Origin of the sequence: Enterobacter sp. EGD-HP1, from assembly GCF_000733275.2 — a bacterium.
In the GTDB taxonomy this organism is placed as follows: Bacteria; Pseudomonadota; Gammaproteobacteria; order Enterobacterales; family Enterobacteriaceae; genus Enterobacter.
In genome coordinates this window covers 404,347-431,076 of the sequence record NZ_AVOP01000012.1, presented here as the reverse complement: position 1 = coordinate 431,076, position 26,730 = coordinate 404,347, and the positions used below count along the sequence as shown (strand labels likewise).

Here is a 26,730-nt window from a genome sequence, read left to right as displayed (position 1 = left end):
AAACGTAATCATTTATCCCAGAAATTTTAATGTGGGTGACATATTTACAATCGGCATGAATAGTTCAGACCCCCGTCCTCACATCCTCTCTTCAGCGGGTTTACCCCCTACGCTTTCTGTGCTCACCGGGTCACGGACTTACCCGGCGCTTTCTGATGGTGACATAAGTTTGGCGGATATAACCGCACAAATAATTCATTTACATTATTTGTCACTATCGTTACTATATCGGCTGTAATTAATGAGGTTATGCCCAAATGGATAGTTCGTTTACGCCCATTGAACAAATGCTTAAATTCCGCGCCAGTCGCCATGAGGACTTCCCGTACCAGGAAATCCTGCTGACTCGCCTGTGCATGCACATGCAGGGTAAGCTACTGGAAAACCGTAATAAAATGCTGAAAGCTCAAGGGATTAACGAGACGTTGTTTATGGCGTTGATCACGCTGGAGTCTCAGGAAAATCACAGCATTCAGCCTTCCGAACTGAGCTGCGCACTGGGCTCCTCCCGTACCAATGCGACCCGTATTGCCGATGAACTCGAAAAGCGCGGCTGGATTGAGCGCCGTGAAAGTGACAACGATCGCCGCTGCCTGCATCTGCAACTGACCGACAAAGGTCACCAGTTCCTGCGCGAGGTGCTGCCACCACAGCACAACTGCCTGCACAAACTCTGGTCTGTCCTCAGCACCGCCGAGCGCGACCAGCTTGAGCACATCACTCGCAAGCTGCTCACCCGTCTGGACCAGATGGATGAAGACGGCGCCGTTCTTGAGGCGCTGCGCTAACGCGACGACACGCTCACCATTCCAGATTTATAAGAAAACCGACAGGCCAGCACGTCACACTGCTGGCCTTTCTGACAACAGGTCGGCTCAGCCGATGTGAAAATAAGAAGATCGTGGAGAACAACAATGAGCGCAAATGCGGAGAGCACTACCCCGCAGCAACCGGGCAACAAGAAAGGCAAACGTAAGAGCGCCCTTCTTCTGTTGACCTTGCTCTTTATCATTATTGCCGTGGCATATGGGATCTATTGGTTTTTAGTACTGCGTCATGCTGAAGAGACTGACGACGCGTACGTGGCAGGAAACCAGGTACAAATTATGGCGCAGGTGTCGGGCAGCGTGACGAAAGTCTGGGCTGACAATACCGACTTTGTGCAAAAAGGCGATGTGTTGGTGACCCTCGATCCAACCGACGCCCAGCAGGCGTTTGAAAAAGCACAGACCGCGCTGGCCTCCAGCGTTCGTCAGACCCGCCAGCTGATGATCAACAGCAAACAGCTGCAGGCCAACATCGACGTGCAGAAAACGGCGCTGGCGCAGGCGCAGAGCGACCTGAACCGCCGCGTTCCGCTCGGCACCGCCAACCTGATTGGCCGTGAAGAGCTGCAGCACGCCCGCGACGCCGTTGCCAGCGCTCAGGCACAGCTGGATGTAGCCATTCAACAGTACAACGCCAACCAGGCGATGGTGCTGGGCACCAGCCTGGAAAACCAGCCCGCCGTACAGCAGGCGGCGACCGAAGTGCGCAACGCGTGGCTTGCCCTGCAGCGTACCAAAATCGTCAGCCCGATGACCGGCTACGTCTCCCGTCGTTCCGTCCAGCCAGGGGCGCAGATTAGCCCAACCACGCCGCTGATGGCAGTCGTGCCGGCAGACAATCTGTGGGTAGACGCCAACTTTAAAGAGACGCAGCTTGCCCATATGCGTATCGGCCAGACCGCGACGGTTGTCAGCGACATCTACGGCGATGACGTGAAGTACACCGGTAAAGTGGTCGGCCTGGATATGGGAACCGGCAGCGCCTTCTCCCTGTTGCCTGCGCAAAACGCCACCGGTAACTGGATCAAAGTGGTTCAGCGTCTGCCTGTGCGTATTGAGCTGGATGCCAAACAGCTGGCGGATCACCCGCTGCGTATCGGCCTGTCAACGCTGGTGACGGTCGACACCGCCAACCGCGACGGTCAGATCCTGGCAAGCCAGGTTCGCAGCAGCCCGGCTTATGAAAGTAACGCCCGTGAAATTAGCCTCGATCCGGTCAACAAGCTGATCGATGACATCGTGAAGGCAAACGCCGGTTAATCCGAAGGTGAGCGTTATGCAACAGCAAAAGCCGCAAAAACCGCTGGAAGGCGCGCAGCTGGTCATTATGACCATCGCGCTGTCGCTGGCGACATTCATGCAGGTGCTGGACTCCACCATCGCGAACGTGGCGATCCCGACCATCGCTGGTAACCTTGGCTCGTCGCTGAGCCAGGGGACCTGGGTCATTACCTCGTTTGGGGTGGCAAATGCCATCTCCATTCCGATTACCGGCTGGCTGGCAAAGCGCGTCGGTGAAGTGAAGCTGTTCCTCTGGTCGACGGTATTGTTCGTTCTTGCCTCCTGGGCGTGCGGCATGTCCAGCAGCCTGACGATGCTGATCTTCTTCCGCGTTATTCAGGGGATTGTCGCCGGGCCGCTGATCCCGCTGTCGCAGAGCTTGCTGCTGAACAACTACCCGCCCGCCAAGCGCTCGATTGCGCTGGCGCTGTGGTCGATGACCGTGATTGTCGCCCCGATTTGCGGGCCTATCTTAGGCGGCTATATCAGCGACAACTATCACTGGGGCTGGATCTTCTTCATCAACGTACCGATTGGTGCCATCGTGGTAATGCTGACGCTCCAGACGCTGCGCGGCAGAGAAACCCGGACGGAACAGCGGCGTATCGACGCCATTGGTCTGGCACTGCTGGTTGTCGGCATCGGTAGCCTGCAGGTCATGCTCGACCAGGGCAAAGAGCTGGACTGGTTCAACTCCCGGGAGATCATCATCCTGACGATTGTCGCGGTGGTGTCGTTGAGCTTCCTGATTGTCTGGGAGCTGACGGACGACAATCCGATAGTCGACCTGTCGCTGTTTAAGTCGCGAAACTTCACCATCGGCTGTTTGTGTATCAGCCTCGCCTACATGCTCTACTTCGGCGCGATCGTTCTGCTGCCGCAGCTGTTGCAGGAGGTATATGGCTATACCGCAACCTGGGCAGGTTTAGCCTCGGCACCGGTTGGATTGATTCCGGTTCTGCTGTCGCCGATTATTGGCCGCTTCGCCCACAAGCTCGACATGCGCAGGCTGGTGACGTTCAGCTTTATCATGTACGCCGTGTGCTTCTACTGGCGCGCGTATACGTTCGAACCGGGAATGGACTTTGGCGCGTCCGCGTGGCCGCAGTTTATTCAGGGCTTTGCCGTGGCGTGTTTCTTTATGCCGCTGACCACCATTACGCTTTCCGGTTTACCGCCTGAGCGCATGGCGGCGGCATCGAGCCTGTCGAACTTTACGCGAACGCTGGCGGGCTCGATTGGTACGTCGATCACCACCACCCTGTGGACGAACCGTGAATCGATGCACCATGCGCAGCTGACCGAAGCGGTGAACCCGTTCAACCCGAACTCTCAGCAGATGTACAACCAGCTGCAGGGAATGGGCATGACGGAGCAACAGGCGTCAGGGTGGATTGCCCAGCAGATCACCAACCAGGGGCTGATTATCTCGGCCAACGAGATTTTCTGGATATCGGCAGGGATCTTTATCGTCCTGCTGGGGCTGGTGTGGTTTGCTAAACCCCCGTTTGGTGCCGGTAGCGGCGGCGGTGGGGCGCACTAGTCCTGTGACAGTTGCCCGGTGGCGCTGCGCTTACCGGGCCTACGAACGTAGGCCGGATAAGGCGTAGCCGCCATCCGGCAAAAAACCGCACCGTGTCCAGAACGCGACAGCGGTTGTCAGTTCCGATAAAGCAGCGCGCCTGAAATCAATTCACGATAGTGAAAAGACAACAGGAGCGCATCATGCTGAACACACCCGCCGACAAGTACCAACCCTATCCGATCCTCTCCCTGCCCGACCGCCGCTGGCCGGAGCAGCGCATCACCCGCGCGCCGCGCTGGCTCTCAACCGACCTCCGCGACGGCAACCAGGCCCTTGCCGAGCCGATGGACAGCACCCGCAAGCTGCAGTTCTGGGATCTGCTGCTGGGCTGCGGATTCAAAGAGATCGAGGTCGCTTTTCCCTCCGCCTCGCAGACGGACTTCAACTTTGTTCGTCAGCTGATTGAAGAGAACCGCATCCCGGATGACGTCACGATTCAGGTGTTAACCCAGGCGCGGGAAGATCTCATTCATCGCACTTTCGAATCCCTGCGCGGTGCGAAACAGGCCACCGTCCATCTCTACAACGCCACCGCCCCGCTGTTCCGCCGCCTGGTGTTCGGCATGGAGAAAGCGCAGGTCGTCGAGCTGGCGACGCGCTCCACGCGGCTTATTCGTCAGCTGTGTGAAGAGAATCCGGACACCCGCTGGCAGTATGAGTATTCCCCGGAAACCTTCTGCTTTACCGAGCCAGAGTTTGCGCTGGAGATTTGTGAAGCCGTGGCGGAGATCTGGCAGCCGTGCGACCAACGGCCCATGGTGATCAACTTACCGGCCACCGTCGAAGTGAGCACGCCGAACGTCTATGCCGACCAGATCGAGTATTTCTGTCGCCACTTCAGCCGCCGCCGCGACGTCTGCATCAGCGTGCATCCGCATAACGACCGCGGTACCGGCGTCGCCAGCGCCGAGCTGGCCGTGATGGCGGGCGCAGACCGCGTGGAGGGCTGCCTGTTTGGCAACGGGGAGCGCACGGGCAACGTCTGCCTGGTGACGCTGGCAATGAATCTCTACAGCCAGGGCGTGAGCCCGAATCTGGACTTTAGCGACATGAACCGGGTGGTGGAAGTGGTGGAAGCCTGCAACCAACTGCCGGTGCATCCGCGCCATCCTTGGGCGGGTCGGCTGGCCTATACCGCCTTCTCCGGCTCGCACCAGGACGCGATCAAAAAAGGCTTTGATGCCCGCAGGCCTGGCGAGCGCTGGGAGATGCCCTACCTGCCCGTCGATCCGCAGGATATCGGCTGCACCTACGAAGCGGTGATCCGCGTGAACAGCCAGTCAGGGAAAAGCGGCAGCGCGTGGCTCATCGAACAGAATCATGGTCTGAAATTACCCCGCGCCCTGCAGCAGGATTTCAGCCAGCACGTACAGCAGGAAACCGATCGCCACGGAAAAGAGATGACGCAGAATGCGCTGTGGCACCTGTTCCGCACCCGCTACGGCCTGGTAGCCACGCCGCCGTTTGCGCTGCAATCCTACCGCAGCGACAGCCAGCAGGACGGCCAGCTGCGTTTGACGGCAAGCATCGCTACGCAGGGGGGAACGCGCCAGCTGGAAGGTCAGGGTAACGGTCTGCTCTCCGCCGCCGCTCAAGGCTTAAGCCGCTGGGTCAACGCCCCGTTCGTAATTAAGGATTATCACGAGCATACGTTAGGCGAACGCAGCGACAGCCGCTCGGTGGCCTACATCCGCTGCCTGTTCCAGGACGGCAGCAGCCGCTGGGGCGTGGGCATTGACAGCGACGTGGCGCGCGCGTCGCTTCAGGCGCTCTTAAACGCCGTCAGTCGTTCTTAAAGTAATCGCTGGGGGAGACGCCCATCACCCGGCGGAACATTGCCGTAAAGGCGCTGTGGCTGCCGTAACCCAGATCCAGCGCCACGCGCAATACGGGCTGGCCCTGCGCCAGCCGCACTAAGGCTTCCAGCAGGCGCGCCCTTCTCAACCACTCGCCGTAGCTTAATCCCGTCTGCTGCTGAAAATGGCGGTTCAGGGTGCGCTCGCTCATGTTCATCAGGCTCGCGGCCTGCGCGCCGCTCCAGCTTTCCCCCGCGTTTTGCCGGATTTGCAGACACAGGTGACGTAATGCCTCACTTTCCGGCTCGGGCAGATGAAACGGCAGCACCGCCATAGTGCGGATTTCATCGAGAATGAGCTCATAGACGCGCTCATCCCGGCTTCCGGGTGCGTACGATTCAGGTAAAGCAAGGGAGACGAGGATCAGCTCGCGCAGCAGCGGCGCGATCTGCACGATCTGGCAGGTTGCGGGGAGATCGGCCCGCGCCAGCGGATCGATGAACAGCGTTCGCGCTGCGACGTTGCCGGTGATACGAAGCGAGTGGCGGGTCCCCGCCGGCAGCCAGACGCCGCGACCCGGAGGAACAACCCAGCAGCCCGATGCGGTATCCACCCGTACCACACCACTCAGGGTGTGCAACAGCTGCGCGCAGTCGTGCTGATGCCACGGCTCACTGTCGCCATGAACGTAATCATGGGCAAACGGAACGAGGGGACGATGGGTAAAGCAGAAGGTTGCGGTTGTGGTCATGGGATTAAACCACCCTCACCCTACCCTCTCCCTGAGGGAGAGGGAAAAGGTGCACTAGATGTGCAGTTCCTGCAGTTTTTCTTTTGGCAGGGCCAGCTCTTCGTTGCTGTTCACGCGAACATCACGCTCGATGATGTGACGCGCGATTTCCTGCGCTTCTTCCAGAGAGTGCATCTGATAAGTACCGCACTGGTAAACGTTCAGCTCAGGGATCTGGTTCTGCTCTTTCACCTTCAGCACGTCTTCCATCGCCGCTTTCCACGCATCTGCGACGCGTTTCTCTTCCGGCTGGCCAATCAGGCTCATGTAGAACCCGGTACGGCAGCCCATCGGAGAGATATCGATGATCTCAACGCCGTTGCCGTTCAGATGGTCACGCATGAAACCGGCGAACAGGTGCTCCAGGGTATGAATGCCTTTCTCTGGCATCACTTCTTTATTTGGCACGCAGAAACGCAGATCGAAGACGGTGATCGTGTCGCCGTGCGGGGTGTGCATGGTCTTCGCCACGCGTACTGCAGGTGCTTCCATACGGGTATGGTCGACAGTAAAGCTATCTAATAACGGCATACGTCACCTCCGATAGTGATTTTTTTTAAAATAAACTGAACTCTTCGACAGAATGCGCGTCTGAGTATATGAAAGACGCGCATTTGTTATCATCATCCCTGAATTCAGAGATGTATATTTTGGCCACAGCGATGTGGCCTTTTTCTTTTCTGCTTAAGCCTGCTTCGCCAGAAACGCCTCAAACGACTCGGTATCCGCCGCTTCAACCTCTTTCTGACGCACAACGGACGCATCGCGTTCCGCTACAAAATCCGCTTCGCTCAGCACTTCTAACGGCTCCTGCATCAGCATCTCACGGTACTCCGCTGAGAGTGAACGCCCCGTGCCACCAATGCCCTGATCGATCATAGAACGCAGAATACGCGCTGAGAACGTCAGTTCCGGATTATCAAAACATTCCACCAGCTGGTCGCAAATCTGTTGATACGCGTCGCCGCCGTCGATGCTGTCCATTGTGCGGGCAACACGCTTCAGATCGCGGAACAGATCTTTGCCGACTTTGGTCAGCGGGAACTGTGCCGTTTCGCAGCCGATACCCAGCGTCAGACCCGGTTTACGCCCTTCCAGAATCACGCGGTTCCAGTTTGTACGGGTACAGAGCAGCTCGTCTGAACTCATTTCTGGCGCATCCGCCAGCACGCACCAGACCATAAACAGATCCAGGAAGCGAATCTGCTGTTCATCAACGCCAATCGGTGAGAACGGGTTGATATCCAGCGAGCGCACTTCAATGTATTCAATCCCGCCGCGCTGAAGCGCATCCGACGGGGTTTCACCGCTGCGAGTTACGCGCTTAGGACGAATAGGCGCATACAGCTCGTTTTCAATCTGCAGCACATTGCTGTTGATTTGCAGGCGCTTGCCGTCTTTTTCGAGGCCGATTTTCTCGTACTCTTCCGACGGAGTTTTGATCGCCCGCTTCAATCCTGCCACATATTCGTGCAATTCGTTAAACGTAATACCGAGATTGCTTTGCGATTTATTGGTATAACCCAAATCGCTCAGGCGCAGAGAGGTGGCGTACGGGAGATAGTACATTCCGCACTCGGTCTTCTCGAACGGCAGCGTGGTCGGTTTCCCCTGCAGGAACGAAGAACAGATCGCCGGGGAGGCACCAAACAGATACGGGATCACCCAGCCGAAACGGTAATAGTTGCGGATCAGGCGGAAATAGCCTTCAGATATCGCGTCTTTATCCGTTTCACCGCATTTCGCCTGCCAGAATGCCATTGGCAGCGAGAAGTTGTAATGCACGCCCGAAATCGTCTGCATCAACGCGCCGTAGCGGTTTTTCAGCCCTTCTCGATAGAGCGTTTTCAGCCGACCGATATTTGACGTGCCGTACTGCGCCAGCTCAATCTCCTTGCCCTGCTCGATATAGCACGGCATGCTGAGGGGCCACATACGTTCGTCGCCCATGTTGCGCGCGGTGTAGCGATGGATATCGCGCATGATCGTCAGCATATGATCAATATCACCCTCTACTGGCGTGATGAACTCCAGCAGTGCCTCAGCGAAATCGGTTGTGATCCATTTATGTGTCAGCGCCGAGCCTAACGCCTTCGGGTGACCCGTCGTCGCTAAGCTACCGTCCGCGTTAACGCGCAGCGTTTCACGCTCAAGACCACGCTGAATACCCTTCAATGCCTGAGGGTGGTTTTCCAGCCAGGCCAGCGCCTGAGATACGTCCGGGATCAAATTGACCTCCCGCCTGTCAAAGTAATGTTACTCAGCATAATTGTAATGGTTGACGATTGAAGGTCGCGTATTCATTCCACCAATTAGTGCCACCACGTCATACCCTGTAGTGTTGCCCACGCCACGAGAACATAGCGCAACGCCTTGCCAAGGCACAAAAAAAAGAGCACCGGTCCCCAGGAGATGCGCATCCATCCCGCCAGCAGACACAGTAAATCGCCTATTACAGGCATCCAGCTTAATAACAGCGTGGCAGCGCCATAGCGTTTTAGCCAGCCGACTGCCTTTTCCTGCCAGCGCGATTTTTCGCGCAGCGGAAAGAAACGCCCAAGAATAACGTTAGTCAGCCCTCCAAGGCTATTACCCATTGTTGCTATTAATACAAGCAGCCAGGGCTGACTCACGCCGGACAACAGCATCGCCACCAGCACCACTTCCGAATTTCCCGGTAACAGCGTGGCGCTTAAAAAACTGCTGGCGAATAATGAGGCGAGTGACAGCGCGTCACTCACAGTAAGCGCACATCCACCGCGGCCATGCCGGCATCACGCGCGGCCTGAATACCGAAATCGGCATCTTCAAACACAACGCATTTTGCCGCCGGGACGCCCATTAACTCTGCGCAAAGCAGGAAGGTGTCCGGTGCGGGCTTGTGATGTTTAACATGATCGGCGGCGACCACGGCAGAAAAATAGTGGCGCAGGCCAAGATGGTTGAGTAAAGCTTCTGCAATCGCGCTTTCACTGCCCGTTCCTACCGACATCGGGCGACGCCCGTGCCACTCTTTTACCACATCAATCAGCGGCAGAGGGCGTACGGTATCTAAAAGCATGGCTTTTACCGCATCGGTTTTTTCGCGCGCGAGCAGGTGCGGGTCGAGATCGGCCTGATTCAGTTCAATCACGGCCTGCGCAATACGCCAGGTAGGGGATCCGTTGAGGGCAATCATCGCCTGAAGATCGAAACGCATACCGTAGCGGCTCAGGACGTCAGTCCAGGCTTGACGATGCGTGGGTTCGGTATCCAGGATGGTGCCATCCATATCGAAGATCAAACCATCATACTGTGCGTACATCGTGCTCTCGCTAAACGATTAACAAAGCATTACTTTATCGTAAATGGTGATTTTTGTCGCTGATTGCGAAGTGATAACTACGAGAGTGATTAAGAACTAAACATCGAAGGGAATAACAGAAGAGATGGTGCATCCGGGAGGATTACTCGGCTTACGCCTCGCCCTGCGGGCCGTTGCTGAAGCAACGTTATCCTCCCTGGTGCTTGCGATTAACTCGCAGACCTTGAAACAACAGCGTTGCTATTATCTCGGAGAATATGGTGCATCCGGGAGGATTCGAACCTCCGACCGCTCGGTTCGTAGCCGAGTACTCTATCCAGCTGAGCTACGGATGCATCGGGATTTACTACTGTTACTGCTGATACTCGGTATCACTTCAAAAGCAACACAAAGTAAAAGATGGTGCATCCGGGAGGATTCGAACCTCCGACCGCTCGGTTCGTAGCCGAGTACTCTATCCAGCTGAGCTACGGATGCATCAGGGTACTGCTTTCAGAAATAGTAAATGGTGCATCCGGGAGGATTCGAACCTCCGACCGCTCGGTTCGTAGCCGAGTACTCTATCCAGCTGAGCTACGGATGCATCGGGATTTACTACTGTACTGCTCGATATTCATATCACTTCTAAAGCAATATGAAGTAATAGATGGTGCATCCGGGAGGATTCGAACCTCCGACCGCTCGGTTCGTAGCCGAGTACTCTATCCAGCTGAGCTACGGATGCAAAATGGCGGTGAGGCGGGGATTCGAACCCCGGATGCAGCTTTTGACCGCATACTCCCTTAGCAGGGGAGCGCCTTCAGCCTCTCGGCCACCTCACCACACAACGCCTCTTTCGAGTGCTTCGAGTGACTCGTTAAGAGCTTCTCGTCGCTGCGTGGCGCATATATTACTTTCTGGGACTTATAAGTCAAACAATTTTCCAAAAGCTTTTATCGTTTGCACAAATCACACGCAATTCGCATGTAAAAGCCGCAAAGAGGGTGTTTTATAAGCGGATTTTGTAGGCATCTTCACAGAAAACCTTTGCAGAAATGGCAGCGTAAGGGCGAGTTTAGGGTAACGGAGTGGTTAAAAAGAGAGCGTTTGAAATTAAACGGTAACGTTGAGCAGGAAAAATGACAGGAGGGTTGCGTCTCGCCCGACAGCGAGACGCGACAATATCAGTAACTGGACTGCTGGGATTTTTCAGCCTGGATACGCTGGTAGATCTCTTCACGGTGGACAGATACTTCTTTAGGAGCGTTAACACCAATACGTACCTGGTTACCCTTTACCCCTAAAACTGTCACGGTGACCTCATCCCCAATCATGAGGGTCTCACCAACTCGACGAGTCAGAATCAGCATTCTTTGCTCCTTGAAAGATTAAAAGAGTCGGGTCTCTTGTATCCCGGCATTATCCATCATATAACGCCAAAAAGTAAGCGATGACAAACACGTAAAGTGTAAGCAGTCACGGCATCACATTCTGTTAAACGTAAGTTTAGCCGATATACACAAACTCAACCTGACTTTATCGTTATCGATAGCACAGTGAACAAGACGCCACAACGTTACCGCTATGGCGTCTGCTTGTGCTTTGTAGTTATTACAGTTTCGCGCTTACCCAGCTTTCAACGCTGGCCAAAGCTTGCGGAAGTGCCGCCGCATCCGTACCACCGGCTTGCGCCATGTCCGGACGACCGCCACCTTTGCCGCCCACCTGCTGAGCGACCATACCAATCAGTTCCCCTGCTTTTACGCGGTCGGTCACATCCTTAGAGACGCCCGCAATCAGAGAAACCTTACCTTCTGCCACTGTCGCCAGCACGATAACGGTAGAACCAAGCTGGTTCTTGAGATCGTCGACCATAGTACGCAGCATCTTAGGCTCAACGCCCGCCAGATCGCTGACCAGCAGTTTGACGCCCTTAATGTCTACAGCCTTGCTGGAGAGGTTTGCACTCTCCTGCGCCGCAGCCTGCTCTTTCAGCTGCTGCAGCTCTTTTTCCAGCTGACGCGTGCGATCCAGCGCAACGCGCACTTTCTCGCCCAGGTTCTGGCTATCGCCTTTCAGCAGCTGCGCGATGTCGTGCAGCTGATCGCTCTGCGCATGCAGGCTGGCAATCGCACCTTCACCGGTCACCGCTTCAATACGACGCACACCTGCCGCCGTACCCGACTCGGAAACAATGCGGAACAGGCCGATGTCACCGGTGCGCGATGCGTGCGTACCGCCGCACAGCTCGGTAGAGAAGTCGCCCATGCTCAGCACGCGAACGCGGTCGTCATATTTCTCACCAAACAGCGCCATCGCACCTTTTTTCTTCGCGTCCTCGAGATCCATGATATGGGTCTCGATTGGCAGGTTACGACGGATCTGCGCGTTCACCAGATCTTCCACCGCGCGGATTTCAGACGGCTTCATCGCTTCAAAATGCGAGAAGTCGAAACGCAGCACTTTGTCGTTAACCAGAGAACCTTTCTGTGCAACGTGGGTACCCAGCACGTCGCGCAGGGCAGCGTGCATCAGGTGGGTTGCAGAGTGGTTCAGACGAATGCGCGCGCGGCGTGCTTCATCAACGTTAGCCTGTACGCCCTCGCCCACTTTCAGAGAACCGGAAACCAGTTTGCCCTGGTGACCAATCGCCTGACCGTATTTCTGGGTGTCGCTGACGCTGAAGCTGAAACCGTTGCCTTTCAGTTCGCCTTTATCGCCAACCTGGCCGCCGGATTCCGCGTAGAACGGCGTTTTGTCCAGAATGACAACCGCATCCTGACCCGCGCTGATGCTGTCCACGGCTTTACCGTCAACAAACAGGGCGGTCACTTTGCCGGTCAGTTCCAGCGCCTCATAGCCTTTGAATTCTGACGCGCTATCAACGCGGATCATCGCGTTGTAGTCCGCACCGAAACCGCTGGATTCACGCGCACGACGACGCTGCTCTTCCATCGCGGCTTCAAAGCCCGCTTCGTCAACTTTGATGTTGCGCTCGCGGCAAACGTCAGCCGTCAGGTCAACCGGGAAGCCGTAGGTGTCATACAGGCGGAAAGCGGTTTCGCCGTCCAGCGTGTCGCCCTTAAGCTTCGCCAGCTCTTCGTCCAGCAGCGCCAGACCGCGCTCCAGCGTACGGGCAAACTGCTCTTCTTCGGTTTTCAGAACCTGCTCAACCTGCGCCTGCTGGCGTTTCAGCTCGTCACCGGCTGAACCCATCACGCCAATCAGTGGCCCAACGAGTTTATAGAAGAAGGTGTCCTTCGCGCCCAGCATGTTGCCGTGACGGATGGCGCGACGAATGATACGACGCAGCACGTAGCCACGGTTTTCATTCGACGGGATAACGCCGTCGGCAATCAGGAACGCACAGGAACGGATGTGGTCCGCGATAACGCGCAGCGATTTGTTGTTCAGATCGGTCGCGCCGGTCACTTCGGCAACGGCTTTGATCAGGGTGCTGAACAGGTCAATCTCGTAGTTGGAGTTAACGTGCTGCAGAACCGCGGCAATACGCTCCAGGCCCATACCGGTATCAACGGAAGGTTTCGGCAGCGGCTCCATGGTACCGTCAGCCTGACGGTTGAACTGCATGAAGACGATGTTCCAGATCTCAATGTAGCGATCGCCGTCTTCTTCCGGGCTGCCCGGAGGGCCGCCCCAGATGTGGTCACCGTGATCGTAGAAGATCTCGGTGCACGGACCGCAAGGACCGGTGTCACCCATCTGCCAGAAGTTGTCAGACGCGTATGGCGCGCCTTTGTTATCACCGATGCGAATAATGCGCTCGCGCGGGATCCCGACTTCTTTTTCCCAGATTTCGTAGGCTTCGTCATCGGTTTCATAGACGGTAACCCACAGACGCTCTTTCGGCAGGTTGAACCAGTTTTCACCGGTCAGCAGTTCCCACGCATATTGAATAGCATCGTGTTTGAAGTAGTCGCCGAAGCTGAAGTTACCCAGCATTTCGAAGAAAGTATGGTGACGCGCGGTGTAACCGACGTTTTCCAGGTCGTTGTGTTTACCGCCCGCACGCACGCAACGCTGTGAGGTTGTGGCGCGGGAATAATTACGCTTGTCGAGACCAAGGAACACATCCTTGAACTGGTTCATCCCGGCGTTGGTAAACAGCAGAGTCGGATCGTTGTTCGGTACCAGGGAGCTGCTGGCAACAACCTGGTGTCCCTTACTATGGAAAAAATCGAGAAACGCCTGACGGATCTCAGCGGTGCTCTTGCTCATAATTATCCTGAAATCAAGCTAACGAAATGTCGTAGCCAGCCTGTATCGGTAAACCGTTGGACAGACCAGCTACTGGAAAAAGTGGGAATAAGATAAGTTTTCTTTAGTGGGAAGTAAAATCCCGCATGCGTTCAATCGGCAAAATTACGCCAGATATCCTGAATATCTTCCATCAGGAAGCCGCGGTAGAGCAAAAAGCGCTGGATTTTAACTTTTTCTGAAAATTCACGCGGCAGCGGTTCGCCGTACTTACGAATGGCCTGCTCTTTTGCCAGCTCGCACCAGTCAATGTCGCATTCGCGCATCGCTTTTTCGATGGATTCCCGGGCCACCCCTTTCTGGTTCAGCTCCTGCCGGATGCGCGCGGGCCCATATCCTTTGCGGCCCCGGCTGGCGAGAAACCGCGAGGCGAAACGCTCGTCATCAAGATAGCGATGCTCATAGCACCAGGCGATGACGCGGTCATAATCTTCCGCCGTGGCATCAATCTCTTCCGGCCCGTTTTTACTCATCACCGGTGCCGACAGTTTTCGCCGCAGCTCCTGTTCACTGTGGTCACGAACGGCAAGGATGCGCACCGCGCGGTCCAGTAAGCGTGCATACGCGGGTCGACGTGTTGTCGGTTCACTCATAAAAAACCTGCTGATTCAGAAATGCAAAAAGGGCCGCATCAGCAGCCCTTCATTTTTAAACGAAAGAATTAAAAGTCTTCGTTGGTTTCTTCAGCATCCGCGGCATCCACCACGAAATCAGGTTTGGAGTCCTGGTTGTTCAGCAGAAGCTCACGCACCTTCTTCTCAATCTCTTTCGCCGCAGCCGGGTTCTCTTTCAGCCAGGAGATCGCGTTCGCTTTACCCTGACCAATCTTGTCACCGTTGTAGCTGTACCAGGCGCCCGCTTTTTCAATCAGCTTCTCTTTCACGCCCAGGTCAACCAGCTCGCCGAGGAAGTTGATCCCTTCGCCGTAGAGGATCTGGAACTCAGCCTGTTTGAACGGCGCGGCGATTTTGTTCTTCACAACCTTCACGCGGGTTTCGCTACCGACCACGTTCTCACCCTCTTTCACCGCGCCAATACGGCGGATATCCAGACGGACAGAGGCGTAGAATTTCAGTGCGTTACCACCGGTAGTGGTTTCCGGGTTACCGAACATCACGCCAATTTTCATACGGATCTGGTTGATGAAGATCAGCAGCGTATTGGACTGCTTCAGGTTACCCGCCAGCTTACGCATCGCCTGGCTCATCATACGTGCCGCGAGGCCCATGTGAGAGTCGCCGATTTCACCTTCGATTTCGGCTTTTGGCGTCAGTGCGGCAACGGAGTCGACCACGATAACGTCAACGGCACCAGAACGCGCCAGCGCGTCACAAATTTCCAGCGCCTGCTCGCCGGTGTCCGGCTGAGAACACAGCAGGTTGTCGATATCCACGCCCAGCTTGCGAGCATAAACAGGGTCCAGCGCGTGCTCGGCATCGATAAACGCACAGGTTTTACCTTCGCGCTGTGCCGCAGCAATCACCTGCAGCGTCAGGGTGGTTTTACCGGAGGACTCTGGCCCGTAGATTTCTACGATACGGCCCATAGGCAGACCGCCAGCGCCCAGCGCGATATCCAGAGAAAGCGAACCGGTGGAGATGGTTTCCACATCCATGGAACGGTCTTCACCCAGGCGCATGATGGAGCCTTTACCGAATTGCTTTTCGATCTGGCCCAGTGCTGCCGCCAACGCTTTCTGTTTGTTTTCGTCGATAGCCATTATTACTCCTGTCATGCCGGGAGAAGCGACTGTGCTTCACCGTGGATTTCTGTTCTGTTGGTGCAATTATACTGTATGGTCATACAGTATCAAGTGTTTTGTAGAAATTGTTGCCAGAGCGTTTTTAACGCATAAACGGTTGCCTGACGACGCACGCTTTCGCGATCGCCGCTGAAGCACTCCCGGCGGGTGATCCCTTTCCCGTTGGACGTGGCGAACCCAAACCAGACGGTGCCGACAGGCTTCACGTCGCTACCGCCGTCCGGGCCCGCAATGCCGCTAATGGAAATCGCGTAATCTGCGCGCGCCTCTTTGAGCGCACCAATGGCCATCTCGATCACCACCGGTTCGCTGACCGCGCCATGCTGTTCCAGCGTGGATTCACGCACGCCAATCATCTGGGCTTTAGCTTCGTTACTGTAGGTCACAAAACCGCGTTCAAACCAGGCGGAACTCCCGGCAATATCGGTAATCGCTTTCGCCACCCAGCCGCCGGTGCAGGATTCCGCAGTGGTGATGGTCGCGCCACGCTGCTTCAGCGCAAGGCCAACGATCTCGCTAAGCTGCATCAATTCATGGTCAGTCATTCTCGCTCCAGGCATCAGAAAAACGTGCTGCACAAGATAGCACTTTCTCGTCAGATGTGGGGATGCACTTCAGGTTTTACGAGGGGGCTTCAGAAAAAAGCCGGTACGGACGTACCGGCGGTGGAAAGGTTATTTCATGCTCTCAGCGAGGGTGTTCACATTGTGGCGAAACGCCTTAACGTAGGTGTCAGCCACCCCACCTTTTGCCGACAGCGCTTCGGGGTAAAGCTCGCCCCCAGGCTGCGCGCCCGTCGCCGACGCAATCTGTTTCACCAGACGCGGATCGAGCTGATTCTCCATGAACCAGGTTTTCACGCCGTCGGCTTTGATCTGATTGATAATCTCAGCGACCTGCGCCGCGCTGGCTTCGCTCTCAGACGACAGCCCCTGCGGCGCCATAAACGTCACGCCGTAGGCGCGGCTGAAATAGCCGAACGCGTCATGGCTGGTCAGCACGTTACGTTTTTCCTGCGGGATTGCGCTAAAGCGCGTTTTGGCCCAGTTATCCAGCTGGTTAAGCTGCGCGATATACGTTTTGCCAGAGGCTTCCAGCGTGGATTTGTCATCCGGATCGGCTTTCACCAGCCCGGTCAAAATATTTTGTGCATAGAGCGCCCCGTTCGCCGCGCTGTTCCACGCGTGCGGATCGGTCACAGTCTTTCCATCTTCCTCAAGCGTGTGGGTTTTCACCCCGGTAGAGGCGACGACCAGCTGTCCTTTGAATCCGGAGGCTTTCACCAGGCGGTCAAGCCAGCCCTCCAGCCCCAGGCCGTTTACCACCACCACATCGGCCTTGCTCAGCGCCGCGCTGTCTTTCGGCGACGGTTCGAAGGTATGCGGATCGCCGTCCGGCCCGACCAGCGTCGTCACGTTCACATGGTCACCGCCTACCTCCTGCGTGATATCCCCCAGTATCGAAAAGCTGGTGACCACATTCAGCGTTTTCGCCATCACGCCGTGCGACATCATCCCCAGCGCGAGCGCCACTGCTAATCCTGTACGTTTCATCGTTTCCCCTTGCGTTAAAAATACGCCCGCAGGCTGCCAGCGAGCCTGCTTCGCGTCCCCAGTAAAATGGAAATAAAGAACAGCCCGCTGGCGGTGAGCACGATGGATGGCCCGGCCGGTAAACTCGCCGCCCAGGAGAGGCTTAGCCCGAGCCACGCGCAGATAACGCCGCTAATTCCTGCCATCAACAGCAAGCCGGGTAAGGTGCGCACCCAGCAGCGCGCCGCCACCGCCGGAAGCATCATCAGCCCGACGGCCATCAGCGTGCCGAGCACCTGAAAACCGGCCACCAGGTTGAGCACCAGCAGCGCCAGAAACAGTCCGTGCAGCAGGCCAGGCAGCCAGCGGGCGTTCACCTGCAGCCAGGCGGTATCAAACGCTTCAGTGACCAGCCCGCGATAAAGCAGCGCCAGCGTGATAAGGGTGAACATACAAACGCCCGTGACAAACAGCGCGGCGTCGTTATCCACGGCGAGGATGGAGCCAAACAGCAGATGCAGCAGATCAACATTCGACCCGCGCAGCGACACCAGCGTGACGCCCAACGCCAGTGAGCCAAGATAAAACCCGGCAAAGCTGGCATCTTCTTTCAGCGGCGTGCGTCGGCTGACGAGACCGGCCAGCAGCGCCACGGTAATGCCCGCGATAAAACCGCCAATACTCATCGCCAGCAGCGACATCCCGCTGAGCAAATACCCCACGGCGACACCCGGCAAAATGGCGTGAGAAAGGGCATCGCCCATCAGGCTCATCCGACGCAGCTGAAGAAACACGCCGAGCGCGGTGGTGCTAACGGAAAGCGCCAGGCAAACCACCAGCGCGCGACGCATAAAGCCGTACTCAATAAACGGCTGAAAAAAGAGATGCCAGATCATGCCACCCTCACTCGCTCGGTTTTCCACTGGGGAACGTCAGCATCCAGCCGCAGCGTCTGCGGGAAGTGGCGCGACACGCGCTCGCTGTCGTGCAGTACCGCGAGCAGCGTTTGCCCCTGCCTATACATCTCCAGCATCAAATCCATCAGCACGTTGCAGGTGCCCTCATCGACGCCGGTAAAGGGTTCATCCAGCATCACCAGCGGCGCCTGCTGCACCAGGACGCGGGCAAAGAGCATGCGCTGAAATTGACCGCCGGAGAGTTCATCAATGGTGGATAACGCCATGGACTCAAGCCCGACGCGCTCAAGCGCGCTGGCAATGCGCAGCCGCGTTTCGCGACGAAACCCGGAAAAAAGCGAAATGCCCGGCCAGCAGCCCATGCTGACGACGTCCTGTACGGTCAGCGGAAACTGTGCCTCCAGCGCGTGACGCTGTGCCAGCCAGCCGATTACCGGGCGCTTCCCCCGCCAGCGGAAACCGCCGCTGACGGGAGGAATAAACCCCGCCAGCGTTTTCAGCAGCGTCGATTTCCCGCAGCCGTTAGCGCCGATAATGGCGGTCATGCTCCCCCGTTCGATCACCCCCGAAAGAGGACGCGTAACGGGCTGGCGGTCATAGCCCGCGACCAGTTCGTTCATCACGATCATGGCAATGCCACCGCCCAGCGCACGGCCAGCCCGATAAAGACAACCAGCACCAGCGCCAGCAAAAGCCGAACCAGAGCAGACAGAGAAAAAAGGGACGTTGACATGTCGACACCAAAATAAATGTTATAACATAACAATAATGAAAGGCGGCTAAGATGTAAATGGCGGGTTTGAAAAGGGAGTGTGGCGAAATGTTTCTGAAGAATTTCCCTCTCCCGTGGGAGAGGGTCAGGGTGAGGGCATCAGGCCGCACCGTGCGTGCAGCCATGCCGGGTGGCGGCGTTGCCTTACCCGGCCTACCCGTCTGAGCAACTTACTGACTAAACGGCGACGCTGCCGGCACGCGGGCCTGCGATACCGCCAGCCCCAGCTGCCATACGGCCATCGCATAGTGAGTGCTGTGGTTATAGCGGGTGATGGTGTAGAAGTTCGGCATGCCGTACCAGTACTGATAGCCGGTTCCCACGTCCAGACGCAGCAGGCTCACCTGATCGACATTGCCCAGCGGCTGCGTTGGCGTTAAGCCTGCCGCCGTCAGCTGCGCAACGCTGTATTTGGTTTTGAAGCCGTTTTCCAGACCAAACGCCTCGCCGTTCGCCTGCACGGCAACCTGGCCGCCCGGCGTCCAGCCGTGCGCTTTGAAGTAGTTCGCCACGCTGCCGATGGCATCCACCGGATCCCACAGGTTGATGTGACCATCCCCGTTAAAGTCGACCGCGTACTGCTTATAGGAGGACGGCATAAACTGGCCGTAGCCCATCGCGCCGGCAAACGACCCTTTCAGATCCAGCGGGTCGTCCTGCTCGCTGCGCGCCATCAGCAGGAAGGTTTCCAGCTCGGAAGAGAAGTACTCCGCGCGGCGCGGGTAGTTAAAGGAGAGCGTCGCCAGCGCGTCGAGGATGCGGGTTTTACCCATCACGCGGCCCCAGCGGGTTTCCACGCCGATGATCCCGACGATGATTTCAGGCGGTACGCCGTAGACCTGCCACGCGCGGTTGAGCGCATCTTCATACTGATTCCAGAACGCTACGCCGTTTTGCACGTTGTCCGGGGTAATAAACTGTTTGCGGTAGCGCAGCCACGCGCCGTTCGGCCCGCTCGGCACCTGGGCCGTTGGCGCCTGCCTGTCCATCAGGCGCAGCACGTAGTCCAGCCGCCTGGCCTGAGACAAAATTTCGTGCAGCTGCTGCCTGTCAAAGCCGTGTTTGCTCACCATTTTATCAATGAACTGCTCGGCCGCCGGGTTATTCGCGAAGTCGCCGCCCATCTGCATCATATTGTGCTGCGGCTCCAGCAGGAATCCTCCGGAAGGCGCGCCCGCCGTTTGCTGAACGGCTTCGGTCTTTGGTTTGCTACTACAGGCAGACAGCAGGATAAGCGCAGGCAACAGCGCTGCATAACGACGCTTGAACATGAGACATCCATTTAACGGGTTCGATAAGAACCCAGTATGGTAAAGCATCCGCGACACCTCAAGGAAGCGGTACGCACCTCCTCCACGCAAATCCGCGCTTTTTTCCACCGAAAACCATTCACTCCATCAATAAACTTTCAAAATAATCCATTTTTCTTTCATTGTGAGATCTAACTAACACTTTAAAATCTTTCAAAGTGATTATTATTAACCGCAGTCAGACAAAAACAAAAAAGCCCCACAGGAGAGAAGAATGATAGAAACCATCACCCACGGCGCCGAGTGGTTCATCGGGCTGTTTCAGAAAGGCGGAGAAGTGTTCACCGGCATGGTGACCGGGATCCTGCCCCTGCTGATCAGCCTGCTGGTGATCATGAACGCGCTGATCAACTTTATCGGCCAGCAGCGCATTGAACGCTTCGCCCAGCGCTGCGCCGGAAACCCGCTGTCCCGCTACCTGGTTTTACCCTTCATCGGCACCTTCGTGTTCTGCAACCCGATGACCTTAAGCCTCGGTCGCTTCATGCCGGAAAAGTACAAGCCGAGCTACTACGCCGCCGCCTCCTACAGCTGCCATTCCATGAACGGCCTGTTCCCGCACATCAACCCCGGCGAGCTGTTTGTCTATCTCGGTATTGCCAGCGGCCTCACCACCCTTGGCCTGCCGCTCGGCCCGCTCGCAGTGAGCTACCTGCTGGTCGGCCTGGTCACCAACTTCTTCCGCGGCTGGGTGACCGACCTCACCACCGCCATTTTCGAGAAAAAAATGGGCATCCAGCTTGAACAAAAAGTCCATCTTTCAGGAGCCACAGCATGAACCGGATCCGCATTGAGAAAGGCACGGGCGGCTGGGGCGGCCCGCTGGAGTTCGAGGCCACCGAAGGCAAAAAGATCGTCTACATCACCGCAGGGACGCGCCCGGCGATCGTCGACAGGCTGCGCGAGCTGACCGGCTGGGAAGCGGTCGACGGCTTCAAAGAAGGCGAACCGCCGGAAGCGGAAATCGGCGTGGCGGTGATCGACTGCGGCGGCACGCTGCGCTGCGGCATCTATCCGAAGCGCCGCATTCCGACGGTGAATATTCACGCCACCGGAAAATCCGGCCCGCTGGCGCAGTACATCCTTGAGGACATTTATGTTTCAGGCGTGAAGGAGGACAACATCACGCTGGTGAATGGCACTGCCGCGCCGCAAAAAGCGGCCCCGCGCGAGTACGACACCAGCAAGAAAATCACCGAGCAGAGCGACGGCCTGCTGGCGAAGGTCGGGATGGGCATGGGTTCCGCCGTGGCGGTGCTGTTCCAGTCCGGGCGCGACACCATCGACACGGTGCTGAAAACCATCCTGCCCTTTATGGCGTTCGTCTCGGCGCTGATCGGCATCATCATGGCGTCCGGCCTGGGGGACTGGATTGCCCACGGCCTCGCCCCGCTCGCCAGCCACCCGCTCGGGCTGGTCACGCTGGCGCTGATCTGCTCCTTCCCGCTGCTGTCGCCGTTCCTTGGCCCGGGCGCGGTGATTGCCCAGGTCATCGGCGTGCTGATTGGCGTGCAGATCGGTATGGGGAACATCCCTCCGCACCTCGCCCTGCCCGCCCTGTTTGCCATTAACGCTCAGGCAGCGTGCGACTTCATCCCCGTTGGGCTGTCGCTGGCCGAAGCGCGCCAGGACACCGTGCGCGTGGGCGTGCCGTCCGTGCTGGTGAGCCGTTTCCTGACGGGCGCACCGACGGTGCTGATTGCCTGGTTTGTCTCCGGCTTTATTTATCAATAAGAGGTTCCTGCGATGACCGTCATTTACCAGACCACCATTACCCGCATCGGCCAAAGCGCAGCCGACGCGCTGAGCGACCAGATGCTGATCACCTTCCGCGAAGGGGCGCCTGCGGATATCGAAGAGTTTTGTTTTATCCACTGCCACGGCGAGCTGAAGGGCGAGCTGAAGGCAGGAAGCCAGCTGGAGCTGGGCGAGGCGCGCTATGCCGTCACCGCCGTCGGCGACGTGGCCGAGCAAAACCTGCGCGAGCTGGGGCACATCACCCTGCGTTTCGACGGCCAGCCGCAGGCCGAGTATCCCGGTACGGTTCACGTAGCGGGCCCGGTTCCGCAGGCTGTCACCCCAGGCTGCACGTTAAAATTTGTTGCGTAATTAAGGAGAAACACATGAGTCAGGTTGCCGTTGTCATTGGTGGGGGACAAACCTTAGGCGAGTTCCTCTGCCGTGGGCTTGCCGCAGAGGGTTACCGCGTGGCGGTAGTGGACATTCAGAGTGAAAAAGCCGCCCGCGTGGCGGACACCATCAACACCGAGTTTGGTGAAGGGATGGCGTACGGGTTTGGTGCCGACGCCACCAGCGAGCTGAGCGTGATGGCGCTGGCCCGCGGCGTGGACGAAATCTTCGGGCGTACTGACCTGCTGGTCTACAGCGCGGGGATTGCGAAAGCGGCCTTTATCAGCGATTTCGAGCTGGGGGATTTTGACCGTTCGCTGCAGGTGAACCTGGTGGGCTATTTCCTCTGTGCCCGCGAGTTTTCCCGCCTGATGATCCGCGACGGCATTCAGGGACGCATCATTCAGATCAACTCAAAATCAGGGAAAGTGGGCAGCAAGCATAACTCCGGCTACAGCGCGGCGAAGTTTGGCGGCGTGGGGCTGACGCAGTCTCTGGCGCTGGATCTGGCCGAGTACGGCATTACCGTTCACTCGCTGATGCTGGGCAACCTGCTGAAATCGCCGATGTTCCAGTCCCTGCTGCCGCAGTATGCCACCAAGCTCGGCATCAAGGCTGAAGAAGTGGAGCAGTACTACATCGATAAAGTGCCGCTGAAGCGCGGGTGCGATTATCAGGACGTGCTGAATATGCTGCTGTTTTACGCCAGCCCGAAAGCCTCGTACTGCACCGGGCAGTCGATTAACGTCACCGGCGGGCAGGTCATGTTCTGAGTTCACTCCCCGGTGGCGCTGCGCTTACCGGGGCTACAAAACCCCGTAGGCCGGGTAAGGCGCAGCCGCCACCCGGCAATTAAGGAGTGAAATATGGTAACCGCACTCATCACCGTCGCCGCCCTCGCATGGCTGTGCCAGATGGCGTTTGGCGGCTGGCAGATCCACCAGTTTAACCGCGCGTTTGATGCCCTGTGCCGGAAAGGTCGCGTCGGGGTCGGGCGTTCCGGCGGACGCTTCAAACCGCGCGTGGTCGTCGCCGTTGCGCTGGATGAAAACAATAACGTCTGCGATTCCCTCATCATGCGCGGTATGACCGTCTTCGCCCGTCCGGTGAAGATCCAGGCAATCAACGGCATTTCGCTGCAGGAATTACGGCCTGATGTGATCTTTCCCCATGATCCACTCTGTCAGAATGCACTATCATTAGCGCTTAATCTGAAACATGGATAATTTCGTTGTGAAAGCTATAGACTTGCGAAATTATCATTTCGCAACCTAAGGAACGAAGCGCCTATGAAACCTCGTCAGCGGCAGGCGGCCATTCTCGAACATCTGCAAAAGCAGGGAAAATGTTCGGTAGAGGATCTGGCCCACTACTTTGACACCACCGGCACGACAATACGCAAGGACCTGGTATTGCTCGAAAACTCTGGCGCCGTCATTCGAACCTACGGCGGCGTGGTGCTCAATAAGGACGAAGCCGACCCGCCTATCGATCACAAAACGCTGATCAATACCCACCAGAAAGCGCTGATTGCCGAAGCCGCCGTTAAATTTATCCACGATGGCGATTCCATCATTCTGGATGCAGGCAGCACCGTCCTGCAGATGATCCCGCTGCTCAGCCGCTTTAACAACATCACGGTGATGACCAACAGCCTGCACATCGTCAACGCCCTGTCGGAGTTCGACAGCGAGCAGACTATCCTGATGCCCGGCGGCACCTTCCGCAAAAAATCGGCGTCGTTTCACGGCCAGCTGGCGGAGAATGCCTTCGACCACTTCAGCTTCGATAAACTCTTTATGGGCACCGACGGCATCGACCTGAACGCGGGCGTCACCACCTTCAACGAGGTGTTCAGCGTCAGTAAAGCCATGTGCAACGCCGCGCGGGAAGTGATTTTGATGGCAGACTCGTCGAAGTTTGGCCGCAAAAGCCCCAACATTGTCTGTAGCCTTGAAAGCGTTGATAAGCTGATTACCGACGCGGGTATCGACCCGGCGTTCAAAAAAGCGCTGGAAGAGAAAGGCATCGACGTGATCGTAACCGGAGAAAGAGATGAGTGATTTTCTGTTAGAAACGGGCCGCCAGACGCTGATGCTGGAACTGCAGGAAGCCAGCCGCCTGCCGGAACGTCTGGGCGAGGATTTTGTCCGCGCCGCCAACACCATTATTCACTGCGAAGGCAAAGTGATCGTGGCGGGCATCGGTAAATCCGGCCATATCGGTAAAAAGATTGCCGCGACGCTCGCCAGCACCGGCACCCCGGCGTTCTTCGTGCATCCGGCAGAGGCGCTGCACGGCGATCTGGGGATGATAGAAAGCCGCGACGTGATGCTGTTTATCTCCTACTCCGGTTCGGCCAAAGAGCTGGATCTCATTATTCCGCGTCTGCAGGAAAAATCGGTCGCCTTGCTGGCGATGACCGGGAAATCCCGCTCGCCGCTGGCGCTGGCCGCCAAAGCGACGCTGGATATTTCCGTTGAGCGTGAAGCCTGCCCGATGCACCTCGCCCCGACCTCCAGCACCGTTAACACCCTGATGATGGGCGACGCGCTGGCCATGGCGGTGATGCAGGCGCGCGGCTTTAACGAAGAAGATTTCGCCCGTTCGCATCCGGCGGGCGCGCTCGGGGCACGCCTGCTCAACAAAGTTCACCACCTGATGCGCACCGACGATGCCATTCCGCAGGTTAAACTTGATACCAGCGTCATGGACGCGATGCTGGAGCTGAGCCGCACCGGCCTGGGGCTGGTTGCGGTGTGCGACGACAGCGGGAGCGTCAAGGGCGTGTTCACCGACGGCGACCTGCGCCGCTGGCTGGTGGGCGGCGGCAGGCTGGAAACAAACGTGTCGGACGCCATGACCAAAGGCGGGCTGACGCTTAACGCCGAAAGCCGCGCCATTGAAGCCAAAGAGGTGCTGATGAAGCGCAAAATCACCGCCGCGCCGGTGGTGGATGACGCCGGCAGGCTGTGCGGCGCCATCAACCTGCAGGATTTCTATCAGGCCGGGATTATCTAACCCTTCAGTCCCAGACGCTTCGCCAGCCGATGCAGGTTGGCGACGTCCATCTCCAGCGCCCGGGCGCACGCCGCCCAGCTGCGGTTATTCTGCTCCAGCGCGCGGGTAATCATCTGACGCTGAAATTCTTCCGTCGCCTCGCGCAGGTTCTCGTTTACGCTCTCAGGCGCAGCAGCCTTCACGGCCGGGGCGCTTTCCTCATACAGCGCAAAGTGCCGGGCGTGAATCACCACCTCATTCCCCGAACGCGTCGCCCGCGCCAGCACCACCGCGCGGTGGATCGCATGCTCCAGCTCGCGCACGTTGCCCGCCAGCTGGTGAAAAACATCCGCAAGCAGGATGCCAGCGTGCCGCTGACGGTGATTGCCGCCGACAGCATGGACGAGTACAACAAGCCTGACTTAAGCCACGTCATCAGCCAGAATCAGCGCGCCGAAGACCTCACCCGCCAGAAGGCGGGGGCGTTCGCAGAGCAGTTTAACCTGCGCCTGTTCCCTTACACCTGGGTCACCGATATCGACGCCGCCGGCCGCGTGGTGAAAGCAAAAGAGAAGACCTGGCAGTACGACAGGCTGGTGCTCGCCACGGGTGCCTCTGCGTTCGTACCGCCGATTGAGGGGCGCGAGCTGATGCTCACCCTCAACAGCCAGCAGGCGTATCAGGCCAGCGAAACGGCGCTTCGCGACGCGCAGCGGGTGATGATTATCGGCGGCGGGCTGATCGGCACCGAGCTGGCGATGGATTTCTGCCGGGCGGGCAAATCCGTCACCCTGGTTGACCACGCGGCGAGTATTCTGTCGTCGCTGATGCCCGCAGAAGTAAGCAGTCGCTTACAGCATCGCCTGACCGACATGGGGGTGCATCTGCTGCTCAAATCGCAGCTGCTGAGTCTGACCAAAACCGAAGGCGGTATTCGTGCCACGCTCGACCGCAGCCGCAGCGTTGAGGTGGATGCGGTTATCGCGGCGACGGGCCTGCGCCCGGAAACCGCGCTGGCGCATCGCGCCGGGGTCGAAACAGGCCGTGGCGTGAAGGTAAATAGCTACCTGCAAACCACGCAACCCGATATTTACGCGCTGGGCGACTGCGCTGAAATTAACGGTCAGGTGCTGCCCTTTTTACAGCCGATTCAATTAAGCGCGATGTATCTGGCGAAAAACCTGCTCGGCGGCAGCGCGCCGCTGACATTACCCGCCATGCTGGTGAAGGTCAAAACGCCGGAATTGCCGCTGCATCTTGCGGGCGAAACGCAGCGTCAGGATCTGAACTGGGAGATAGCCCTTTCGCCTCAGGGCATGGTGGCGCGCGGCACCGATACTGACGGTCAGATGCGCGCCTTTGTCGTCAGCGAAGACAGGATGAAGGAGGTCTTCGCCCTGCTGAAATCGCTACCTGCTTAACCCTCGTCTTGCCGGGTGGCGCTCCGCTTACCCGGCCGACTCAACA

26 protein-coding genes, 5 tRNA genes and 1 pseudogene are annotated in these 26,730 nt (G+C 57.5%); 12 read left to right on the top strand and 20 right to left on the bottom strand.

What is annotated here, in order from left to right:
- Positions 1-257: 257 nt before the first annotated feature.
- The 4 genes from mprA (at position 258) to leuA (ending at position 5,489) form a co-directional block, all read left to right on the top strand.
- A complete protein-coding gene (gene mprA / locus N037_RS11160) occupies positions 258-788 on the top strand; it encodes a transcriptional repressor MprA (protein WP_023333174.1) in 531 nt (176 codons plus the stop codon).
- A 126-nt stretch (positions 789-914) separates the two neighbouring features.
- Positions 915-2,087, top strand: a complete 1,173-nt coding sequence (emrA, locus tag N037_RS11155) for a multidrug efflux MFS transporter periplasmic adaptor subunit EmrA (protein ID WP_029742047.1) — start codon at positions 915-917, stop codon at positions 2,085-2,087.
- Positions 2,088-2,103: 16 nt separating this feature from the next.
- Positions 2,104-3,651 (top strand): multidrug efflux MFS transporter permease subunit EmrB, encoded by a 1,548-nt coding sequence (emrB, locus tag N037_RS11150; protein WP_032640881.1) that lies wholly within the window; start codon positions 2,104-2,106, stop codon positions 3,649-3,651.
- Positions 3,652-3,833: 182 nt separating this feature from the next.
- Positions 3,834-5,489, top strand: coding sequence for a 2-isopropylmalate synthase (leuA, locus tag N037_RS11145; protein WP_032640879.1), 1,656 nt, complete (start codon positions 3,834-3,836; stop codon positions 5,487-5,489).
- On the opposite strand, the gene N037_RS11140 is transcribed toward leuA, so the two are convergent.
- The 19 genes from N037_RS11140 to mltB form a co-directional block, all read right to left on the bottom strand.
- Positions 5,476-6,240 carry an AraC family transcriptional regulator gene (locus tag N037_RS11140; protein ID WP_032640877.1) on the bottom strand — a complete coding sequence of 255 codons (765 nt, stop codon included), beginning with the start codon at positions 6,238-6,240 and terminating at the stop codon, positions 5,476-5,478. The two genes, leuA and N037_RS11140, sit on opposite strands and share 14 nt — an antisense overlap.
- Positions 6,241-6,294: 54 nt before the next feature.
- Positions 6,295-6,810 (bottom strand): S-ribosylhomocysteine lyase, encoded by a 516-nt coding sequence (gene luxS / locus N037_RS11135; protein ID WP_008499539.1) that lies wholly within the window; start codon positions 6,808-6,810, stop codon positions 6,295-6,297.
- 153 nt (positions 6,811-6,963) lie between these two features.
- A complete protein-coding gene (gene gshA, locus N037_RS11130) occupies positions 6,964-8,508 on the bottom strand; it encodes a glutamate--cysteine ligase (protein ID WP_032640875.1) in 1,545 nt (514 codons plus the stop codon).
- Positions 8,509-8,591: 83 nt separating this feature from the next.
- Positions 8,592-9,020, bottom strand: a complete 429-nt coding sequence (locus N037_RS11125; protein WP_008499541.1) for a YqaA family protein — start codon at positions 9,018-9,020, stop codon at positions 8,592-8,594.
- Positions 9,017-9,583 carry a fructose-1-phosphate/6-phosphogluconate phosphatase gene (gene yqaB, locus N037_RS11120; protein ID WP_032640873.1) on the bottom strand — a complete coding sequence of 189 codons (567 nt, stop codon included), beginning with the start codon at positions 9,581-9,583 and terminating at the stop codon, positions 9,017-9,019. The genes N037_RS11125 and yqaB overlap by 4 nt, the downstream gene beginning before the upstream one ends.
- A gap of 258 nt (positions 9,584-9,841) precedes the next feature.
- Positions 9,842-9,918, bottom strand: a tRNA-Arg gene (locus tag N037_RS11115).
- Positions 9,919-9,983: 65 nt separating this feature from the next.
- Positions 9,984-10,060: transfer RNA gene (locus N037_RS11110), tRNA-Arg, on the bottom strand.
- 29 nt (positions 10,061-10,089) lie between these two features.
- A tRNA-Arg gene (locus N037_RS11105) sits at positions 10,090-10,166 on the bottom strand.
- Between the two features lie 64 nt (positions 10,167-10,230).
- Positions 10,231-10,307: transfer RNA gene (locus N037_RS11100), tRNA-Arg, on the bottom strand.
- A 4-nt stretch (positions 10,308-10,311) separates the two neighbouring features.
- A tRNA-Ser gene (locus tag N037_RS11095) sits at positions 10,312-10,404 on the bottom strand.
- A 342-nt stretch (positions 10,405-10,746) separates the two neighbouring features.
- Positions 10,747-10,932: a carbon storage regulator CsrA gene (gene csrA / locus N037_RS11090; RefSeq protein ID WP_000906486.1), complete on the bottom strand. Its 186-nt coding sequence runs from the start codon at positions 10,930-10,932 to the stop codon at positions 10,747-10,749.
- A gap of 241 nt (positions 10,933-11,173) precedes the next feature.
- Positions 11,174-13,801, bottom strand: a complete 2,628-nt coding sequence (alaS, locus tag N037_RS11085) for an alanine--tRNA ligase (RefSeq protein ID WP_032640871.1) — start codon at positions 13,799-13,801, stop codon at positions 11,174-11,176.
- Positions 13,802-13,932: 131 nt separating this feature from the next.
- Complete coding sequence (gene recX, locus N037_RS11080; protein ID WP_032640869.1) at positions 13,933-14,433, bottom strand: recombination regulator RecX; 501 nt, start codon at positions 14,431-14,433, stop codon at positions 13,933-13,935.
- A 68-nt stretch (positions 14,434-14,501) separates the two neighbouring features.
- The gene (recA, locus tag N037_RS11075) at positions 14,502-15,560 is read right to left on the bottom strand and encodes a recombinase RecA (protein ID WP_023308943.1); all 1,059 of its coding nucleotides are present in this window, start codon (positions 15,558-15,560) and stop codon (positions 14,502-14,504) included.
- An 89-nt stretch (positions 15,561-15,649) separates the two neighbouring features.
- Complete coding sequence (gene pncC / locus N037_RS11070) at positions 15,650-16,147, bottom strand: nicotinamide-nucleotide amidase (protein ID WP_032640867.1); 498 nt, start codon at positions 16,145-16,147, stop codon at positions 15,650-15,652.
- Between the two features lie 129 nt (positions 16,148-16,276).
- Positions 16,277-17,155 (bottom strand): metal ABC transporter substrate-binding protein, encoded by an 879-nt coding sequence (locus tag N037_RS11065; RefSeq protein WP_032640865.1) that lies wholly within the window; start codon positions 17,153-17,155, stop codon positions 16,277-16,279.
- Between the two features lie 14 nt (positions 17,156-17,169).
- Positions 17,170-18,030 (bottom strand): metal ABC transporter permease, encoded by an 861-nt coding sequence (locus N037_RS11060; protein ID WP_023333186.1) that lies wholly within the window; start codon positions 18,028-18,030, stop codon positions 17,170-17,172.
- The gene (locus N037_RS11055; RefSeq protein WP_023333187.1) at positions 18,027-18,680 is read right to left on the bottom strand and encodes a metal ABC transporter ATP-binding protein; all 654 of its coding nucleotides are present in this window, start codon (positions 18,678-18,680) and stop codon (positions 18,027-18,029) included. The genes N037_RS11060 and N037_RS11055 overlap by 4 nt, the downstream gene beginning before the upstream one ends.
- Positions 18,681-18,993: 313 nt before the next feature.
- Positions 18,994-20,094, bottom strand: coding sequence for a lytic murein transglycosylase B (gene mltB / locus N037_RS11050; RefSeq protein ID WP_197278575.1), 1,101 nt, complete (start codon positions 20,092-20,094; stop codon positions 18,994-18,996).
- A 253-nt stretch (positions 20,095-20,347) separates the two neighbouring features.
- Here mltB and srlA point away from each other — a divergent pair, with 253 nt between their 5' ends.
- From srlA to gutQ, 7 genes are all read left to right on the top strand, one after another.
- On the top strand, positions 20,348-20,911 hold the full coding sequence (srlA, locus tag N037_RS11045; protein WP_023333189.1) for a PTS glucitol/sorbitol transporter subunit IIC: 564 nt from the start codon (positions 20,348-20,350) through the stop codon (positions 20,909-20,911).
- A complete protein-coding gene (srlE, locus tag N037_RS11040; RefSeq protein WP_032640861.1) occupies positions 20,908-21,867 on the top strand; it encodes a PTS glucitol/sorbitol transporter subunit IIB in 960 nt (319 codons plus the stop codon). Before srlA ends, srlE begins: the two co-directional genes overlap by 4 nt.
- Before the next feature lie 12 nt (positions 21,868-21,879).
- The gene (srlB, locus tag N037_RS11035) at positions 21,880-22,242 is read left to right on the top strand and encodes a PTS glucitol/sorbitol transporter subunit IIA (protein WP_023308951.1); all 363 of its coding nucleotides are present in this window, start codon (positions 21,880-21,882) and stop codon (positions 22,240-22,242) included.
- A 14-nt stretch (positions 22,243-22,256) separates the two neighbouring features.
- Positions 22,257-23,036, top strand: a complete 780-nt coding sequence (srlD, locus tag N037_RS11030; protein ID WP_032640859.1) for a sorbitol-6-phosphate dehydrogenase — start codon at positions 22,257-22,259, stop codon at positions 23,034-23,036.
- Positions 23,037-23,129: 93 nt separating this feature from the next.
- On the top strand, positions 23,130-23,489 hold the full coding sequence (gene gutM, locus N037_RS11025) for a transcriptional regulator GutM (RefSeq protein ID WP_032640857.1): 360 nt from the start codon (positions 23,130-23,132) through the stop codon (positions 23,487-23,489).
- A 63-nt stretch (positions 23,490-23,552) separates the two neighbouring features.
- Positions 23,553-24,326 (top strand): glucitol operon DNA-binding transcriptional repressor SrlR, encoded by a 774-nt coding sequence (srlR, locus tag N037_RS11020; RefSeq protein WP_032640855.1) that lies wholly within the window; start codon positions 23,553-23,555, stop codon positions 24,324-24,326.
- Positions 24,319-25,284 (top strand): arabinose-5-phosphate isomerase GutQ, encoded by a 966-nt coding sequence (gene gutQ, locus N037_RS11015; RefSeq protein WP_023333193.1) that lies wholly within the window; start codon positions 24,319-24,321, stop codon positions 25,282-25,284. Before srlR ends, gutQ begins: the two co-directional genes overlap by 8 nt.
- On the opposite strand, the pseudogene N037_RS11010 reads toward gutQ, so the two are convergent.
- Positions 25,281-25,604 (bottom strand): annotated as a pseudogene (locus N037_RS11010) (nitric oxide reductase transcriptional regulator NorR); the annotation flags it as partial. The gene gutQ and the pseudogene N037_RS11010 sit on opposite strands and share 4 nt — an antisense overlap.
- Between N037_RS11010 and norW the strand changes: the two are divergent.
- Positions 25,569-26,684 carry an NADH:flavorubredoxin reductase NorW gene (gene norW / locus N037_RS11005; protein WP_032640850.1) on the top strand — a complete coding sequence of 372 codons (1,116 nt, stop codon included), beginning with the start codon at positions 25,569-25,571 and terminating at the stop codon, positions 26,682-26,684. The pseudogene N037_RS11010 and the gene norW overlap by 36 nt on opposite strands.
- Positions 26,685-26,730: the final 46 nt, after the last annotated feature.

Bases quoted from the DNA above. Each gene is read 5' to 3' on its own strand.
- recX (WP_032640869.1), bottom strand. From the start codon at position 14,433: ATGAGTGAACCGACAACACGTCGACCCGCGTATGCACGCTTACTGGAC.
- yqaB (WP_032640873.1), bottom strand. From the start codon at position 9,583: ATGTACGCACAGTATGATGGTTTGATCTTCGATATGGATGGCACCATC.
- N037_RS11055 (WP_023333187.1), bottom strand. From the start codon at position 18,680: ATGATCGTGATGAACGAACTGGTCGCGGGCTATGACCGCCAGCCCGTT.
- srlA (WP_023333189.1), top strand. From the start codon at position 20,348: ATGATAGAAACCATCACCCACGGCGCCGAGTGGTTCATCGGGCTGTTT.
- emrA (WP_029742047.1), top strand. From the start codon at position 915: ATGAGCGCAAATGCGGAGAGCACTACCCCGCAGCAACCGGGCAACAAG.
- mprA (WP_023333174.1), top strand. From the start codon at position 258: ATGGATAGTTCGTTTACGCCCATTGAACAAATGCTTAAATTCCGCGCC.
- gutM (WP_032640857.1), top strand. From the start codon at position 23,130: ATGGTAACCGCACTCATCACCGTCGCCGCCCTCGCATGGCTGTGCCAG.
- srlB (WP_023308951.1), top strand. From the start codon at position 21,880: ATGACCGTCATTTACCAGACCACCATTACCCGCATCGGCCAAAGCGCA.
- srlE (WP_032640861.1), top strand. From the start codon at position 20,908: ATGAACCGGATCCGCATTGAGAAAGGCACGGGCGGCTGGGGCGGCCCG.
- emrB (WP_032640881.1), top strand. From the start codon at position 2,104: ATGCAACAGCAAAAGCCGCAAAAACCGCTGGAAGGCGCGCAGCTGGTC.
- norW (WP_032640850.1), top strand. From the start codon at position 25,569: ATGCTCCAGCTCGCGCACGTTGCCCGCCAGCTGGTGAAAAACATCCGC.
- recA (WP_023308943.1), bottom strand. From the start codon at position 15,560: ATGGCTATCGACGAAAACAAACAGAAAGCGTTGGCGGCAGCACTGGGC.
- N037_RS11140 (WP_032640877.1), bottom strand. From the start codon at position 6,240: ATGACCACAACCGCAACCTTCTGCTTTACCCATCGTCCCCTCGTTCCG.
- csrA (WP_000906486.1), bottom strand. From the start codon at position 10,932: ATGCTGATTCTGACTCGTCGAGTTGGTGAGACCCTCATGATTGGGGAT.
- pncC (WP_032640867.1), bottom strand. From the start codon at position 16,147: ATGACTGACCATGAATTGATGCAGCTTAGCGAGATCGTTGGCCTTGCG.
- N037_RS11060 (WP_023333186.1), bottom strand. From the start codon at position 18,030: ATGATCTGGCATCTCTTTTTTCAGCCGTTTATTGAGTACGGCTTTATG.
- srlR (WP_032640855.1), top strand. From the start codon at position 23,553: ATGAAACCTCGTCAGCGGCAGGCGGCCATTCTCGAACATCTGCAAAAG.
- N037_RS11065 (WP_032640865.1), bottom strand. From the start codon at position 17,155: ATGAAACGTACAGGATTAGCAGTGGCGCTCGCGCTGGGGATGATGTCG.
- alaS (WP_032640871.1), bottom strand. From the start codon at position 13,801: ATGAGCAAGAGCACCGCTGAGATCCGTCAGGCGTTTCTCGATTTTTTC.
- gutQ (WP_023333193.1), top strand. From the start codon at position 24,319: ATGAGTGATTTTCTGTTAGAAACGGGCCGCCAGACGCTGATGCTGGAA.
- mltB (WP_197278575.1), bottom strand. From the start codon at position 20,094: ATGTTCAAGCGTCGTTATGCAGCGCTGTTGCCTGCGCTTATCCTGCTG.
- srlD (WP_032640859.1), top strand. From the start codon at position 22,257: ATGAGTCAGGTTGCCGTTGTCATTGGTGGGGGACAAACCTTAGGCGAG.
- leuA (WP_032640879.1), top strand. From the start codon at position 3,834: ATGCTGAACACACCCGCCGACAAGTACCAACCCTATCCGATCCTCTCC.
- luxS (WP_008499539.1), bottom strand. From the start codon at position 6,810: ATGCCGTTATTAGATAGCTTTACTGTCGACCATACCCGTATGGAAGCA.